Source organism: Lactonifactor longoviformis (genome assembly GCF_042848515.1).
GTDB lineage: Bacteria > Bacillota > Clostridia > Lachnospirales > Lachnospiraceae > Lactonifactor > Lactonifactor longoviformis.
This window is the reverse complement of the sequence record NZ_AP031453.1, coordinates 1646952-1663174: the sequence shown is the minus strand read 5'-3', so window position 1 is coordinate 1663174 and position 16223 is coordinate 1646952. Positions and strand designations below refer to the sequence as shown.

At 44.9% G+C, this 16223-nt stretch carries 12 protein-coding genes and 1 tRNA gene; 4 read left to right on the top strand and 9 right to left on the bottom strand.

All coding sequences use genetic code 11. The features are described 5' to 3' along the window. The first annotated feature begins 32 nt into the window (after positions 1-32). A complete protein-coding gene (locus tag ACGHCT_RS07715; RefSeq protein ID WP_390439325.1) occupies positions 33-1604 on the top strand; it encodes a PucR family transcriptional regulator in 1572 nt (523 codons plus the stop codon). Here ACGHCT_RS07715 and ACGHCT_RS07710 read toward each other — a convergent pair. The 3 genes from ACGHCT_RS07710 to ACGHCT_RS07700 all read right to left on the bottom strand — a co-directional run bounded on the left by ACGHCT_RS07710 (position 1588) and on the right by ACGHCT_RS07700 (position 6850). Next, on the bottom strand, positions 1588-2430 hold the full coding sequence (locus tag ACGHCT_RS07710; RefSeq protein ID WP_390439324.1) for an undecaprenyl-diphosphate phosphatase: 843 nt from the start codon (positions 2428-2430) through the stop codon (positions 1588-1590). The genes ACGHCT_RS07715 and ACGHCT_RS07710 overlap by 17 nt on opposite strands. Before the next feature lie 140 nt (positions 2431-2570). Further along, positions 2571-5777: a carbamoyl-phosphate synthase large subunit gene (gene carB / locus ACGHCT_RS07705; protein WP_390439322.1), complete on the bottom strand. Its 3207-nt coding sequence runs from the start codon at positions 5775-5777 to the stop codon at positions 2571-2573. Continuing rightward, a complete protein-coding gene (locus ACGHCT_RS07700; protein WP_390440146.1) occupies positions 5777-6850 on the bottom strand; it encodes a carbamoyl phosphate synthase small subunit in 1074 nt (357 codons plus the stop codon). Before ACGHCT_RS07700 ends, carB begins: the two co-directional genes overlap by 1 nt. 368 nt (positions 6851-7218) lie before the next feature. Here ACGHCT_RS07700 and ACGHCT_RS07695 point away from each other — a divergent pair. Further along, positions 7219-7302 (top strand) — tRNA-Leu (locus ACGHCT_RS07695). A gap of 50 nt (positions 7303-7352) precedes the next feature. Here ACGHCT_RS07695 and ACGHCT_RS07690 read toward each other — a convergent pair. From ACGHCT_RS07690 to ACGHCT_RS07675, 4 genes are all read right to left on the bottom strand, one after another. After that, positions 7353-8054, bottom strand: coding sequence for an HAD family hydrolase (locus tag ACGHCT_RS07690; RefSeq protein ID WP_390439320.1), 702 nt, complete (start codon positions 8052-8054; stop codon positions 7353-7355). A 231-nt stretch (positions 8055-8285) separates the two neighbouring features. After that, complete coding sequence (locus tag ACGHCT_RS07685) at positions 8286-8726, bottom strand: acetolactate synthase (protein WP_390439318.1); 441 nt, start codon at positions 8724-8726, stop codon at positions 8286-8288. 14 nt (positions 8727-8740) lie between these two features. Then, a complete protein-coding gene (locus ACGHCT_RS07680; RefSeq protein ID WP_390439316.1) occupies positions 8741-10042 on the bottom strand; it encodes a phenylacetate--CoA ligase family protein in 1302 nt (433 codons plus the stop codon). 95 nt (positions 10043-10137) lie between these two features. Next, the gene (locus tag ACGHCT_RS07675; RefSeq protein WP_390439315.1) at positions 10138-11772 is read right to left on the bottom strand and encodes an HD domain-containing phosphohydrolase; all 1635 of its coding nucleotides are present in this window, start codon (positions 11770-11772) and stop codon (positions 10138-10140) included. Positions 11773-11919: 147 nt separating this feature from the next. On the opposite strand from ACGHCT_RS07675, the gene ACGHCT_RS07670 reads away from it, so the two are divergent. Both ACGHCT_RS07670 and ACGHCT_RS07665 read left to right on the top strand, forming a co-directional pair. Next, on the top strand, positions 11920-12432 hold the full coding sequence (locus ACGHCT_RS07670) for a ferritin family protein (protein WP_390439313.1): 513 nt from the start codon (positions 11920-11922) through the stop codon (positions 12430-12432). A 215-nt stretch (positions 12433-12647) separates the two neighbouring features. After that, positions 12648-14066: an aspartate ammonia-lyase gene (locus ACGHCT_RS07665; RefSeq protein WP_390439311.1), complete on the top strand. Its 1419-nt coding sequence runs from the start codon at positions 12648-12650 to the stop codon at positions 14064-14066. 61 nt (positions 14067-14127) lie between these two features. Here ACGHCT_RS07665 and ACGHCT_RS07660 read toward each other — a convergent pair whose 3' ends face one another. Together ACGHCT_RS07660 and clpX are read right to left on the bottom strand one after the other, a co-directional pair. Further along, positions 14128-14586 (bottom strand): signal peptidase II, encoded by a 459-nt coding sequence (locus ACGHCT_RS07660; RefSeq protein ID WP_390439309.1) that lies wholly within the window; start codon positions 14584-14586, stop codon positions 14128-14130. A gap of 30 nt (positions 14587-14616) precedes the next feature. Then, the gene (gene clpX, locus ACGHCT_RS07655) at positions 14617-16080 is read right to left on the bottom strand and encodes an ATP-dependent Clp protease ATP-binding subunit ClpX (protein WP_390439307.1); all 1464 of its coding nucleotides are present in this window, start codon (positions 16078-16080) and stop codon (positions 14617-14619) included. Positions 16081-16223 lie beyond the last annotated feature (143 nt).

Sequence of the window (16223 nt, the reverse complement as noted above, 5' to 3'; positions counted from 1 at the left end):
GAGATTCTATACACTGTACAGGGAGGTTACCTATGAAACTCAGTCCCGCTCTGCTGGTCAGCGACTTAAGAACAAAATATTCCTTAACGGCGCCCTCCCCGCTCTCCGAGCGGCCTCATCTGGGGCGCCCCCTGTTTTACAGAGAGGAATCCGAACTTATAAATAATCATATATACGTACTTTCTTCCTTTTCGGAATATCAGAAGCTAAGAAGAGGGGTTTCCTCCTGTTTTTTTATCTGCCCTTTGACCGTCGGAGAAACAGAGAGGGAAACTTTGGAGGAGGCCGTATCCTCCTCTGTGAATCTATGTGTGATAGATACCCCCGATTCCTCAGCCTTTGTCTTTAATTATCTCCAGGAAATATTTGACAAATATGACCTGTGGGAGGAGACCCTTATGCATATCAGCTTAAGCGGGGGATCCATTCAGAGTCTCCTGGATGCCAGTTACCCTGTTCTCGGTTCTCCTCTCCGGCTGATGGGGATGGATTTTTCTATCATTGCCTCCTCCCCGGGCGCCGAAGACAATTCCGGAGGGCTTCCCACTTATGAACAGCCGGAGTATATTGAGTATGTCACAGCCCTGAAGCAGGATACCCTGTACAATGCGGTACGGGAAAAGGATGGGGCTTTTATCTACCCCGGATACATCACCGGGCACCGAACTTTGAATGTAAACATTAAGCGTTTCAGCAAAACCACGCACCGGCTGGTTATGGCAGAGATGGATGTTCCATTTTCCAGCAGTGCAGGCGCTCTGCTGGAATTTCTGGCAACCTTTATAGAACATGCACTGATGCGCAATGCAGCTCACCGCTCTCCCAACGATAAAACCATGCACTCCATATTTCTCAGCATTTTATCTGACCGGACTGCGGACTATCTGGTTATCAGCAGGCGGTTAACCTCTCTGGGCTGGCTTACTAATCACGAATATCTCTGTATTGTATTGCAGACCACGTATTTAGATCAGCAAAACCTTACCATTAATGCCATCTGCAACTATTTGGAAAACCTATTTCCCTATTCCTGCGCATTTCCCTTCGAGGAGGATGTGGTCGTATATTTTAATCTTACGAAGTCTGAATGCGATGTTGATGATATTTCTGATAAAATTATATATTTTATCCGGGACAGCTTCTTAAAGGCCGGCTACAGCCGTGCCATGACAGGTCATTTGAATCTGAGGCGCCAGTATATTCAATCCCGTTCCGCACTGGAGGTTGGCAATCAGATCCATCCCTATCTGTGGATTCATCATTTTAATAAGATTGCACTGCCCTATATTTACCAGCAGGCAACAAAAAAGCTTCCCGGCAGTATGATCTGTCACGAGAAGCTTTTGGTACTGAAAAAATCAGACGAAGAGCAGAATACAGAATACGTAAAAACCCTCAGCGTATACCTGGATCACCACCTGAACGCGGTTCAGTCTGCCAAAACTTTATTTATTCACAGAAGTACGTTTTTATATCGTCTGGAAAAGATCAAGGATGTTCTGGAATCCGATTTGGAGGATCCGGAAGAGCTTCTCTACCTGATGCTCTCCCTCCGTCTGATGGATCAGGATGCAGAACAGGACACCTCTAATGTGCAATCATAAAGTATCCGATGACTACGATACCCAGAACGATTCTGTACCATCCAAACGCCTTGAAATCATGTTTTTTGATATATCCCATCAAAAACTTAATAGAGAGTATGGATACTATAAATGCTGTTATCATTCCCACTGCCAGGATCCATATCTCAGCGCCCGTAAACGCAAGGCCGAATTTGACGAGCTTAAGAAGACTGGCTCCGAACATCACGGGAATTGCCAAAAAGAAGGTGTACTCTGCCGCTATCGTCCGGGAGGTCCCCAGGAGAATCCCTCCGATTATGGTAGCCCCTGAGCGGGAAGTACCCGGAATCAGGGACAGGACCTGAAACACACCAATCAACAGAGCCGTCTTCCAGTCTATCTCTTCCAGGGTATTTACCCTGGGAGTTCTTTTTTTATTGTAGTTCTCTATTAAAATAAAGAATACGCCATATATTATCAACATCAGAGAGACCACAAAATAGTTGCTGAATTTCTCCTCCAGAATATCATTAAACGGAAGCCCTATGATAATAGCAGGAAGACAGGATACCATAATCTTCAGCCACAAAATAATTTTATCCATCTTAACATAACGCTTTACCAAGTCTTTTTCCAGGCTCTGATTCTGAAACGGCCAGATTTTCTCCCAGAACAGCACAACAACGGCCAAAATCGCTCCCAGCTGAATGACTACCATAAACATATCCCAAAATTCCCTGGAAACATTTAGTTTAATAAACTCATCCACCAAAATCAGATGGCCGGTGCTGCTTATGGGAAGCCACTCTGTAATTCCCTCTACAATACCCAGAAAAATAACTTTCAACAGTTCAATAAAATCCATTATAACCTCCTCTTGCCTGCTCAATTTCTGTTTACATACCGCCCCTCAGAACAGCGTATGCCTCACGTCCACTGGTTACAAAAGCATGGCACAGCTATATATTTATTCTGCTGTGCCATGCTTTTGTACCTTCCCTGCTATCAGCGGCCCGCAATCCTGGCGATGTCAATCAGCGTCAGCCGATTCAAATCTGTATTCTCCAGACTGGTAACCAGAGCAGTCGCCGTGTCAAGAGAAGTGAGTACATTTACCCCTGTCTCAATGGCATTTCTCCGGATTATAAACCCATCCTTCGCCTTCTCAACCCCCTGAGACGGAGTATCAATGACCAGGTCAATTTTGTGTCCTAAAATCAAATCCATCAGATTCGGAGAGGACTGTTCTATTTTGTTCGTGCGGATCGCATTTACTCCGTGTTCCTTCAGAACTCTCGCCGTACTTCTGGTCGCATAAATCTTATATCCCAGGGCTTCAAATCGTCTGGCTATATCCACCGCGTCCTGCTTATCCTCATCCTTCACGGTCATAATCATGTTTTTATGTCTGGGCAGATTTACTCCCGCCCCCAGGAATGCCTTATACAGGGCCTCGTTAAAGGTTTTCGCTATTCCCAGGCACTCACCTGTAGACTTCATCTCAGGACCGAGGCTTATATCTGCTCCCCGTATCTTCTCAAAAGAAAATACAGGCATCTTTATCGCTATATAATCAGCTTCGGGCTGCAGTCCGGGTTTATATCCCAATTCTTTAATCTTATGACCAAGAATCACCTTAGTAGCCAGGGGTACGATAGGTATTCCTGTCACTTTGCTGATATAAGGCACCGTACGGCTGGATCGGGGATTTACTTCAATAACATACACGTCTTCCTCACACACAATAAACTGAATGTTGATCATGCCGATTACATGGAGAGATTTGGCCAGTTTCCTGGTATAATCCTCAATGGTTGCCTTCGCAGTGTCGCTGATAGTCTGGGCAGGATACACCGATATACTGTCACCGGAGTGAATGCCGGCCCGCTCAATGTGCTCCATAATCCCCGGAATCAGGATATCCTCACCGTCACAGACGGCATCCACCTCAATTTCTTTTCCCTGGAGATACTTATCCACCAGAATCGGATGCTCCTGGGCTATGCGGTTGATAATACCTATAAACTCATCAATATCCTGGTCACTGATAGCAATCTGCATCCCCTGGCCGCCCAGAACATAAGAGGGGCGGACAAGCACCGGATATCCCAGCTCACTGGCAGCTTTCTTGGCCTCCTCCGCTGTAAATACCGTATGTCCCTGGGGACGGGGAATCCGACATTGCTCCAGAATTTCATCAAAAAGTTCCCTGTCTTCTGCCGCGTCTACGTTCTCTGCTGAGGTGCCTAAAATTTTAACCCCCATTCGGATCAATGCCTCTGTAAGTTTAATTGCCGTCTGGCCTCCAAACTGAACCACAGCTCCGTCGGGCTGCTCTATGTCAACGATATTCTCTACATCCTCAGGTGTGAGCGGCTCAAAATACAGCTTGTCGGCAATATCAAAGTCTGTACTTACGGTCTCAGGATTATTATTTACAATAATTGTCTCATATCCTTCCTGTGAGAATGCCCAGGTGCAGTGTACGGAGCAAAAATCAAACTCAATCCCCTGGCCAATACGAATAGGTCCGGAGCCCAGAACAAGCACTTTTTTTCTGTCCCTGGTCTGCACTGCCTCATTCTCACCGCCGTATACAGAATAATAGTAGGGAGTAGCAGCTGCAAATTCTGCAGCACAGGTATCCACCATCTTATAAGCTGCCAGAATCCCCTGTTCTTTTCTTCTGGCCTTCACTTCTTCGGCCGTCATACCCGTAAGTCCCGCAATTACGTGATCCGGAAATTCCAGTCGTTTCGCCTCGCGGAGCAACTCTGCCGTCAGCTCATCCGTCTGCAGCTTCTGTTCCATCTCCACCAGCACTGCTATCTTATCAATAAACCATATGTCAATTTTTGTAATCTCATGAATCTCTTCATAGCTGATCTCTTGGCGGATGGCCTCCGCAATCACCCATATTCTTCTGTCATCTACCACAGCCAGCTGCTCCAGAAGATCATCTCTTGACAATTCTGTGAAATCATACGACATAAGGCTGTCCACATGCTGTTCCAGAGATCGGATCGCCTTCATAAGAGCCCCTTCGAAGTTATTGCAGATACTCATTACTTCACCGGTAGCTTTCATCTGTGTGGTGAGTGTCCTCTTGGCACTGATAAACTTATCAAAAGGAAGTCTGGGGATCTTAACTACGCAGTAGTCCAGCATAGGCTCAAAACTGGCATAAGTCTTTCCTGTGATTGCATTAGGAATCTCATCCAGCGTATATCCAAGTGCAATCTTGGCAGCAACCTTTGCAATGGGATATCCCGTCGCCTTAGAAGCCAGAGCTGATGATCTGGATACACGGGGATTTACTTCGATGACACAATATTCGAAGCTCTCCGGATGGAGTGCATACTGTACATTGCAACCGCCAGTGATATTCAGCTCACTGATGATATTCAATGCAGAGGTACGGAGCATCTGGTATTCTTTGTCCCCCAGTGTCTGGGAGGGGGCTACTACGATGCTGTCTCCGGTGTGAACCCCAACAGGATCAATATTCTCCATATTACATACCGTGATGCAGTTCCCGGCACTGTCACGCATTACCTCATATTCAATTTCTTTCCAGCCCGCGATACACCGCTCTACAAGAACCTGGCCGACACGGGAGAGGCGAAGACCATTTTCCAGGATTTCTACCAGTTCTTCTTCATTGCGGGCAATTCCGCCGCCGCTTCCTCCCAGGGTATAAGCCGGACGAAGCACTACAGGATAGCCTATGGTATTGGTAAACGCCACACCGTCCGCTACGTTTTCTACTACAAGAGAGGCCGCCACCGGCTCTCCGATCTTTTCCATGGTGCTTTTAAACTCAAGTCGGTCTTCTGCTTTTTTTATAGTTTCTGAAGTAGTTCCTATGAGACGCACCTTATGCTCTGCAAAAAATCCCCGTTCATCCAGCTCCATGGCCAGATTAAGTCCGGCCTGCCCGCCCAGGGTGGGCAGTACACTGTCTGGTTTTTCCTTTAGAATCAGCTGTTCTACGACTTCTACGGTCAGCGGCTCAATATAAACTCTGTCTGCAATATCTTTATCCGTCATAATTGTTGCCGGATTAGAGTTGAGCAGCACTACCTCAATTCCCTCTTCTTTTAAAGAACGGCAGGCCTGGGTACCTGCATAATCGAATTCAGCAGCCTGGCCGATGATGATTGGCCCGGAACCGATCACCAGTACTTTCTTTATCTCTGGATTCTTTGGCATTATTCTGTCACCTCCATCATCTTCAGAAATCTGTCAAACAGGTAGCTGGAATCCTGTGGCCCCGGACAGGCTTCCGGATGAAACTGCACGGTAAATATATTTTTTCCTATATATTTTAACCCTTCATTCGTCTTATCATTAACATTTTCAAATGCGGGCACTGCCACATTAGGATCCAGGGTGGAGGTATCTACCATATACCCATGGTTCTGTGATGAGATATAAACTCTCCCATTTTCCAGGTCTTTTACCGGATGGTTGCCCCCTCTGTGGCCATATTTCATTTTTTTTGTATCAGCACCAGTAGCCAGCGCCATGAGCTGATGCCCCAGACAGATAGCAAAGATCGGCACCTTGCTTTCGTAAAGCTTTTTAATTTCTTCTATTATAGAAGCGCACTCCTTGGGATCTCCAGGTCCGTTGGAAAGCATAATACCGTCCGGCTGTTCCCGCAAAATCTCCTCTGCGGAAGTGAGTGCGGGATATATGGTAACCTGACATCCTCTCTCATGTAAAGACCTGGCAATATTATTCTTTGCCCCAAAGTCCATGAGGGCAACCTTGGGTCCTTTTCCTTTTAAGATTTTCTTTGCCTTACAGGTTACTCTCTCAACCACTTTACCCGTAGTATATGCCTTTAACTTCGGTATTATCTCATCCAGTGAAAAGTTCTCATTCGTAGTAATCATACCATTCATAGTACCCTTTTCTCTTAGAATCTTAGTAAGGGCTCTGGTGTCAATTCCGGCTATTCCGGGAATATCATATTGCACCAGGAAATTCTGTATGGAGTCTTCACTTCTGAAATTACTGGGGATTCGGGATAATTCTCTGACAATGTAGCCATCGGGCCATGGCCTTAATGATTCCTGATCTGCATGGCAGATGCCGTAATTACCGATGAGCGGATAGGTCATGCATACGGCCTGTCCTGCGTAAGATGGGTCTGTTAAAACCTCAAGATATCCTGTCATAGATGTGTTAAATACGATTTCACTGATAATCTCCCTGGACGACCCGATACTCGTCCCAGCGAACACAGTTCCATCTTCCAGTATTAGAAATGCTTTCATTCTTTCACCTGTAGTTCCTTTCCTATTCATGTTAACGTCCTTCGGATGCCTTCACCCTACATTTTTTCAAAAAAAAAGAGACGCCATAACAGTAGGGGCTTTCTCTCAGAGATTATTTACCTATTATATATATGTGATTCTTTCTGTATATCCCTGGGAGTTCTCAAATTGTAAAAAGTGTAACACAATATATGATGTTTTTCAACCTTTTTTTCTTTCCTCCTATGGCTAAATTTTATTTTAACAAAGCAAAACTTTTTGTATTGTGTGAGAAACTTTTTTAATTTTTTTCTCAAAAACTATTGACTTTTATCTCAAAAAAGGTTATTATATGTCATGTGCTGCGGGGCAGTACATAACAGAGAAATGCAGGAGTGGCGGAATTGGCAGACGCGCAGGCTTCAGGTGCCTGTGGTAGCAATATCGTGTGGGTTCAAGTCCCATCTCCTGCATCTTTTTTTATTTAAAGACATGAACCTTATCTGCAAGGTTCATGTCTTTTTCATGGAAGAATGGTGTTCAGGAGACAATACAGATCATTGCCGCTTTCAGCCACATAGCTGGCAGCCTCCCTTCCCTCACACTTCCAGCCTCTTCTATTGAGCCATATCGGGATCCAACCCGCCTTCTTAGCCCCTTCCACATCGTTCTTATAGGAATCCCCTATGAAATAAACAGCTTCCCCAGACAGTCCCATACTTTTTTCTGCCAGCTGAAATACCGAGACGTCCGGCTTAGCAGCTCCTATATCGCCGGATATAAAAATATTTTCTTTTGGTATCCAGGCATCTGCCCCCAGAGTTTTGATTTTTTCCCACTGATGGGCCGATGGGCCGTTCGTTATAATCCCCATTGTGATTCCCCTGTCTCTGCAAAGAGAAAGCACCTCTCTCATGCCTTCTGCCAGGTCCAGTTTCCTCTGATGCTTCGCATACGCCTCCTGAAAAGCAAGAGCCTCCGCTTCCCCGATACTGATAGCAAAGTCTGCGAATGCTTTCTGGATTCTATAGATATACATATCCCTCATGGACATAACCCCTGTACTTGACAGTTCAAACACCTCGTCGCTGTGACGGCTGTTTGATTCGTATAACCGTTCAGCAGGTACCTGATACCTACCCCCGAAAATCTCTTTATACGCCTTCACAAAAGGCACCTTTCTATCGTACAATGTATCATCAACATCAAATAATACTGCTGTCATGTAACCTCCTTTTTCATTCATCGTTAAGCATTTCTTATTTTTTAGATTCATTACATCTAAATATAAATAATAGTTTTGTGTATATGAAGCTCTAGGTTATATAACCGGCGAGCAAAGCATTGCAGACGGACGGATATAGGAGGGAGCACCGTCCCCCCGCCCATACAAAAAAGAAAACGCCGCCCCCAAACGGCAACGCCGTCTGCTTTGCAACGCTTTCTCTCTCACTGTTTAATCAGCAAACAAATCTGAAAGTGCATCCTGGCAAATAAGTTTTATGCCATTTTTGCTGAGCACCTCTATGGCCTTCTCATTATCCGGCACACGGAAGATCATATAGGCCAAATCCACTTTTCTCGTAATAAAAGCATATGTATATTCCAGATTCACATCATTCTGTCCCAAAATGTCCAGCACCTTGACCAGGCTTCCCGGTCTGTCCGGAATTTCTACTGCGAGAACTTTTGTTATGGAAAAGACATATCCCTCATCTTTCAGCACACAGGCTGTTTTATAGGAATCGTCCACAATGATTCTCAGAATTCCGAAGTCTTCCGCATCAGCCAATGACATGGCATGCATATTAATCTGATTGTCGTCCAGAAGCTTGGCGAATTCTTTTAACTGGCCAGGCTTGTTTTCCAGAAAAACAGATATCTGCTTTACAGTCATAGTATCCCTCCTTTTTAATATAGGTTACGTTTATCAATTACACGAACCGCTTTACCCTCGCTGCGGGCAATGCTCTTTGGTGCCACAAGTTTTACCACTGCATAGATACCAAGCATTGCTTTTAGTGCATCCCGCAGTTCTTTTTCCTTGGCCGATACATAGGACAGGGAGTCAGAGAACATTTCCGGCGTCATTTCAACCAGCACCTCCAGCTTGTCGCTGTTATTATCTCTGCTTACTATAATCTGATAATTGGCGGGATATCCCTTATTCAGAAGAACCGTCTCAATCTGCGACGGGAAGACATTTACACCTTTTACAATAAGCATATCATCGCTGCGTCCCATTGGTTTTGTCATACGCACATGTGTCCTGCCGCAGGAGCACTTCTTACGGTTCAGGACACAGATGTCTCTGGTCCGGTAGCGAAGCAGAGGGAACGCCTCTTTTGTAATACTGGTGAATACCAACTCTCCCTTTTCTCCGTCCGGCAGTACTTCTCCTGTATTGGGATCGATAATCTCCGCAATAAAGTGATCTTCATTGATATGCATTCCGGCCTGTTCACTGCACTCGAAGGACACACCCGGCCCTGATATCTCAGTAAGACCATAGATATCATAAGCTTTAATCCGCAATTTGTTCTGGATATCCTGACGCATTTCTTCACTCCAGGCCTCCGCGCCAAAGATACCTGCTTTTAGCTTAATCTGATCCTGCAGACCTCTTTCACAGATTGTCTCTCCTAAATAGGCCGCATAGGATGGTGTACAGCAGAGAATGGTAGAACCCAGGTCACACATAAACTGGATCTGACGATCTGTATTTCCGGAAGACATGGGAAGTGTAAGAGCTCCCACTTTGTGAGACCCGCCGTTAAGCCCCGGTCCGCCGGTAAATAAACCATATCCATAGCTTACATGGACCACATCATCTTTCGTTCCCCCGGCGGCCACTATTGCCCGGGCGCAGCACTCATCCCACAAATCGATATCATGCTGTGTATAAAAAGCAACTACTCTTCTTCCTGTCGTTCCGCTTGTGGATTGGATACGCACGCAGTCCTTCAGCGGCATTGCCATTAATCCATAGGGATACGCTTCCCTCAAATCGTCTTTGGTTAAAAAGGGCAGTTTATGGAGATCCTCTCTGGACTTAATATCCTCAGGTTTTACCCCCTTTTTCTCCATCAGGCTGCGGTAATATGGCACGTTCTGATAAACGTGATGTACCGTTTTCACAAGACGCTCATCCTGCCATGCTTTGATCTGATCCTGAGATGCGCATTCAATCTCTGGTTGATAATAATTGGGCATGTTTCGTAATTCCTTTCTCTTATGATTTTGCGTATATTTGGTTTGAACTACATAGGAACAAGCCAGAATAAAACTTATGTATATTATAGCAGTTATCAAAATAAAGGTAAATAATCTTTTGTATCTTTTGACGGTTCCTCCATCCACTTCACAAACTGTCTCCCCAGCCAGGGATCAAACTGTTTGCCGGACCACCTTTCTAATTCAGAGACAATGACTTTATCATTTTCTGCTGCTTTGCCATAATAACCATACTTCATCCTGTCATATGCATCCACAAGCATTAGAAGCCTGGATTCCAAAGGTATCTCCTCCCCCCGAATCCCATAGGGATAACCGCTCCCGTCCCAATTCTCGTGATGAAATAAAAGTACCCTCGCCATTTCATGGGTTTCCGGCATAGAGCGAAGAATGCGGTATCCAGTTTCTGAGTGGCGCCTTATTTCTTTTTTCTCCTCCTCATCTAACATTTCCTTCTTATTTAATATTTCATCCGAAATGGAGGCCATTCCAATATCATGAACATATCCCAGCTGTCTCAGAAAGTGTATCTTCTCTTGTTTCCAGCCCAAATATTGGCCAAATGCACCAGCCAGACGCGATACCCTCTGCGAGTGCCGGTAAATCTTTCCATTTCTGTCAAATAGAGTCTTTAGGATCAGATCAATGGTCTCATACTTTTTTCCTGTACTGTGAAGAAGCTTTCTGCTGTACATCATATCTTCTGCTGCAGAAATTATGGTAACCAGAGATTCCTCTGGTTCTTTTTTTACAGCATATCCCCAGGAAAATGAGACCGGCAGACCTCCCAGAATACAGGATTTAATTTCCTCCTGCACTTTATTCAGATAAATCTGAGCCTCTTCCAGAAGCGTCTTTCTAAAAAAAACAACAATTTCGTCTCCCCCCGTTCGTATGATTAAATAATTTGGAGATGCAAATTTTTTAAGTACTCTGGAAACTTTGATAATAGCCCGATCCCCAAAGGCATGCCCCAGGGAATCATTTATCATCTTCAAACCGTCAATGTCAAGCATGGCAACTGTCAGGGGGAGCTCACTGTCCCCATCATGATTCTGTACAAAATCATCGTAAAAATGCCTGTTGTACATCCCGGTGAGCGCATCTCTCCTGCTCAATTCCATGATCTCCATCTGTTTTCTCTTTAAACCGGAGATGTCTGTAAGCGCACTCCATATAACAGCCTTGCCGCCACGTTTTTTCCAGTTATCCTCTGCCCTCTCCTGGTATTTTCTGCTTGTCACAGTTACTGCAATAGTCCTGCACTCCCCCTGAAGTTCTATATCCACAGCATCCGTCTCCCCATAGCAAAGAATCCTGTGTATCATGTCCCACAATACATGCTTATATTCCGGTAGAATATAATCGAAAAAATTTTTGTTCTCACCCTCCGTTCTATTTCCTTCAGACCCTACCATTCTGTCAAAAGAGCGGTTAGCTGTTATAATTCTGCCATCTTCTTCATAGATTACATACCCAATAGGCGCTCCGTCAAATATTTGTTTATAGCCGCCTTCCTTCACGGCCCACTCTGAAGCTTTAAGCTCATCCTTCTGTTCCACAATATATCTCTCCTTAATGAACATGATTTTTCCATAATGGTATCTATTATAGAAGAAGTAAACGGTGGATTCAAACAAATCCCGTCGAAGGCTGAAGGGAGTAATTTGTCGTAAAGCAGCAAAACGGGGGTATCTATGCACTCTCATGGGAAAAAACGTCCATGAGGAGGGTTAAGAATACGTTAATTTCCCAAATGACAGTCCCCGGTCGTGTTCCGTTCCATATAAAATTCTTGGCGTAAAACCCCAACCTGTCTCATACATATGTTAACAGAAAGAATCAGGAGGTGTTGTATGGAACAAAATGGCTTTGTATTTGCCGCTGAGGCTCCGTATCCCCAGGTAAAGGTAAAATGTATGAATCAGATGTACGCCAGGGAGATGGCAAGTAATATAGGGGCCTGCAACTCAGAAATGTCAGCAGTAAGCCTCTATTTTTACAACAGTATTATTGCAGGAGAAACCTACAAGGAGATATCTGATTGTTTCCACAAGATCATGATAGTCGAAATGCACCATCTGGATATTTTTGGGAGGTTGGCATATCTCCTTGGTGCGGATCCCCGCCTGTGGGCGTACACAAGAAGACGTCCCATATACTGGTCCCCTGGATGCAATCAATACCCCAGGCAGCTCAAAGATTTGCTCCAAAACGCTCTGCGGGGTGAGGAAGAGGCTATCCGCAAATATAAAAGGCAGGCAGAAAGCATCCGGGATCCATATCTAGTGGCAAATTTACAAAGAATTATAGAAGATGAAAAAATACACGTAGAAATATTTCAGACACTCTGCAGACAGTATCTATAAACAACCAGATCAAAAATCCGGCAGCGCCATTCCTCTCAGGGAGCAGCGCTGCCGGGCTCTTAGTTCTGCCGGGCCCTGACAACGGGGCCCACCTTTTCTCTTTTCCTACAGGGGTATAACTTCTGATTTATAAGTTTTATATATTTATATATATTAGACCCGGTCCTATGGAAACGCTATAATAATAGCAAAGGAAGAGGAAAGAAGGAAGAAAAATGGTTGAAAAGATCAAATTGGATGGCAGGGATTACCGCATGGAAAAAGACTCCATCGGAGAAATGGATGTTCCCGGTGAGGTGTATTACGGCGTGCAGTCAATGCGGGCAGCAGAAAATTTCCGGATCACAGGTTTGTCCATGCATCCGGAGATTATTGTCAGCCTTGCATACATAAAAAAGGCAGCTGCAATTACGAACTGCGAAGTAGGAACCCTGGACAGAAAATTAGGCGAGGCCATCGTTCAGGCCTGTGATGAAATTATCGGAGGAAAGCTCCACGAGCAGTTCATCGTAGATCCAATACAGGGAGGTGCAGGAACTTCTTTAAATATGAATGCAAATGAGGTAATCGCCAACCGCGCCATCGAACTCTTGGGCGGAGAAAAGGGTGACTATTCCATTGTCCACCCTAACGATCACGTAAACTGCGGACAATCCACCAATGACGTCATCCCCACAGCTGGAAAAATGACTTCTCTGCGTCTGCTGGAGAATGCACAAAAAGAACTCCGGCGCCTCTATGATGTTCTGAAAGAAAAAGCAAAAGAATTCGACAGCATAATAAAAATGGGAAGGACACAGCTGCAGGATGCAGTTCCCGTTCGCCTGGGCCAGGAATTTAAAGCATATGCTGAAGCTGTCAAGAGAGATGTGTACCGTATGGATGTGGCAAAGGATGAGATGCGAAGCCTCAATCTGGGAGGAACAGCCATCGGAACCGGCGTAAATGCAGATACACAGTACGTCAAAAGGATTGTGCCTAATCTGGATAAGATTACCGGGATGGGATTCATCCAAGCCTACGATATGCTGGATGCCACTTCTAACCTGGATTCCTTTGTGGCTGTATCTGGGGCTGTAAAAGCATGCGCCGTTACACTCTCCAAGATAGCAAATGATCTGAGACTGATGTCCTCCGGGCCCAGAACCGGTTTCGGTGAGATTAATCTTCCTGAAAAGCAGAATGGATCTTCCATTATGCCCGGAAAGGTAAACCCTGTGATCCCGGAAGTAGTAAATCAGGTAGCTTTTCATATTATAGGGAATGATATGACCATTACTATGGCGGCTGAAGCCGGACAGCTGGAGCTAAATGCCTTTGAGCCTATTATTTTCTATAATCTGTTTCAATCCATTGATACTCTGGCCTATGCGGTTCAGACCTTTGTGGACAACTGTGTGACGGGCATATCTGCAAATGCTGAGAGATGCCGACAGCTGGTGGAGGGCAGTGTGGGGGTAATTACTGCACTCTGTCCCCACATCGGTTACCAAAAGGCTGCTAAAATTGCGAAAAAAGCACTGGCTTCCCGCAAATCCGTCCGCGATTTGATATTGGAAGAGGAAATCGTAGATAAAGATAAGCTGGAATGCATTCTGGATCCCCTGGCCATGACAGAGCCTGGTATAAAATAAAAAAATCCCGCAGGCAGAGTGAGTGCTGCTGCCTGCAGGACGGCTTATTTTGCTTCCGTCTTTACTTTTTATGGACGGTCTGAGACACCACCGTCACAATGCATCCCAAAAAAATAAAGAGATCAGATACGTTGAAAACAATGTTTTCAAATTTTTTCCACGGACACTTAAAACTTACATAGTCTGTCACATAGCCCTGGCGTTGTCTGTCATGCCAGTTGGATAATCCACCCCCCAAAATAAAGCTGGCACCTACCTTAGCCAGGGTATATCCCTTTTGAAAAAGAAGCCACAGATAACCGGCACCGGCCAGCAAAAGTCCTGTGAGCTGTATAAAAGTAACCTTTTTCCTGTCCTTTTTAAACAAACCAAAGGCTATCCCCGGATTGTTTGTCCGTCGGATGAGGACTCTTCCTCCCAAATGTTCTTCTGTAACATTCAGTATTTTATCCGCCTCCACCTTACGCTTTATAAAAAAGTCTAAGCAGAAAACTCCTGCTGCGATGATTAAAAATCCCATACTCCACCTGCCTTGCCTCCGGCTCTGTGCCTATCCTTCCGTCGCCTCCAGCGGGACCGGCGCCTGTCCGCGGAGAAGAATCCTCGGTCCCCCGGTATGTTCTATATATTCCTTTGTTATAATTACTTCCCCGATACTGTCATCTTTTGGAATCTCATACATAATGTCCAGCATGTATTCCTCCAAAATTGCCCGAAGAGCTCTGGCCCCTGTGTGCTTTTTCAAAGCCATCTCCGCTATGGCCTCCAGCGCACCGTCTTCGAACTCCAGCTTCACTTCATCCATAGCCAGAAGCCTTTTATACTGCTTCAAGATCGCATTCTTAGGTTCTTTTAATATCTGCACTAACATTTCCTTCGTCAGACCAGACAGAGTAAATACCACAGGGAGCCTTCCTAAAAATTCCGGAATCATGCCGAATGTTTTTAAATCATCCACAGTAACCTTCTGAAGAACCGTATCGTCGTGGTCATATTTATCCTTCAGATCCGCGTTAAATCCAATGGAAGACTGCTTATTCAGCCGCTCTTTGATCACATTCTCCAGTTCCGGAAATGCACCTCCGCAGATAAACAGAATATTTTTTGTATCCACCGTTGTGAGGGGAACCATCGCGTTCTTGCTGTTTGCACCTACCGGAACCTCCACTTCACTTCCCTCCAGAAGCTTAAGCATTCCCTGCTGCACCGATTCTCCGCTGACGTCCCTCTGGTTCGTATTCTTTTTCTTGGCAAGCTTATCAATCTCGTCCACAAATATAATTCCATGCTCTGCCTTTTCCACATCATTATCCGCTGCCGCCAGGAGCTTGGATACCACACTCTCAATATCATCTCCAATGTAACCGGCTTCCGTCAGGGAGGTAGCATCCGTGATTGCCAGCGGCACATCCAACAGCCTGGCTAAAGTCTTTACAAGATACGTCTTACCGCTTCCCGTGGGTCCAATCATCAGCATATTGGATTTTTCAATTTCGATATCATCCACCTTATCGGCGTATACTCTTTTATAATGATTATAGACAGCCACTGACATTACCTTTTTCGCATAATCCTGGCCTACCACATATTCGTCAAGGCTGGCCTTGATCTTATGGGGGGCTGGTATATCTCTTATACTGAGAGTCTTTGCAGCCTCCTCTTCCTTTGGCTTTTCTTTTTTCTTTTTCAGCTTCTGCTTTTTGGGGATCTGATCCTGCAGGGTCGACAGGTCAATCATACTGATGTTCGGCATATTAGGAATATTATTCATCAGATCGTTGTAATTAATATTGCTGTTGCTCATTGTATCAAAACTTTTCTGCATACACTCGGTACAGATGTTAATATTATTGGGAAGACTTATCATCTTTCCCGCCTTACTCTCAGGACGGCGGCACATAAAACATATTTTTTCATACTCGTCGTCATCTTTTTTTACTTTATCTTGATCATCCACAGTGACTGCGGTTTCTTCTTTATCTGCCTCATCAAATATTTCTTTATCTTCTGACATATAGTATTCTCCTTTACGATTTCTACTTCCATCATTATATCCTAATCTAATACGGTCTACAAGTGAACTTTTTCTAAAGTCAGAGGACAATGGATAAGGGAACCGCAGGCCATTTGTCGGCCTGCGGCTCCCTTATCCTATTC

What these genes read in the sequence shown, in the direction of transcription:
- ACGHCT_RS07715 (WP_390439325.1), top strand. Translation starts at nt 33, where the DNA reads ATGAAACTCAGTCCCGCTCTGCTGGTCAGCGACTTAAGAACAAAATAT.
- ACGHCT_RS07710 (WP_390439324.1), bottom strand. Translation starts at nt 2,430, where the DNA reads ATGGATTTTATTGAACTGTTGAAAGTTATTTTTCTGGGTATTGTAGAG.
- carB (WP_390439322.1), bottom strand. Translation starts at nt 5,777, where the DNA reads ATGCCAAAGAATCCAGAGATAAAGAAAGTACTGGTGATCGGTTCCGGG.
- ACGHCT_RS07700 (WP_390440146.1), bottom strand. Translation starts at nt 6,850, where the DNA reads ATGAAAGCATTTCTAATACTGGAAGATGGAACTGTGTTCGCTGGGACG.
- ACGHCT_RS07690 (WP_390439320.1), bottom strand. Translation starts at nt 8,054, where the DNA reads ATGACAGCAGTATTATTTGATGTTGATGATACATTGTACGATAGAAAG.
- ACGHCT_RS07685 (WP_390439318.1), bottom strand. Translation starts at nt 8,726, where the DNA reads ATGACTGTAAAGCAGATATCTGTTTTTCTGGAAAACAAGCCTGGCCAG.
- ACGHCT_RS07680 (WP_390439316.1), bottom strand. Translation starts at nt 10,042, where the DNA reads ATGCCCAATTATTATCAACCAGAGATTGAATGCGCATCTCAGGATCAG.
- ACGHCT_RS07675 (WP_390439315.1), bottom strand. Translation starts at nt 11,772, where the DNA reads ATGAGAGTGCATAGATACCCCCGTTTTGCTGCTTTACGACAAATTACT.
- ACGHCT_RS07670 (WP_390439313.1), top strand. Translation starts at nt 11,920, where the DNA reads ATGGAACAAAATGGCTTTGTATTTGCCGCTGAGGCTCCGTATCCCCAG.
- ACGHCT_RS07665 (WP_390439311.1), top strand. Translation starts at nt 12,648, where the DNA reads ATGGTTGAAAAGATCAAATTGGATGGCAGGGATTACCGCATGGAAAAA.
- ACGHCT_RS07660 (WP_390439309.1), bottom strand. Translation starts at nt 14,586, where the DNA reads ATGGGATTTTTAATCATCGCAGCAGGAGTTTTCTGCTTAGACTTTTTT.
- clpX (WP_390439307.1), bottom strand. Translation starts at nt 16,080, where the DNA reads ATGTCAGAAGATAAAGAAATATTTGATGAGGCAGATAAAGAAGAAACC.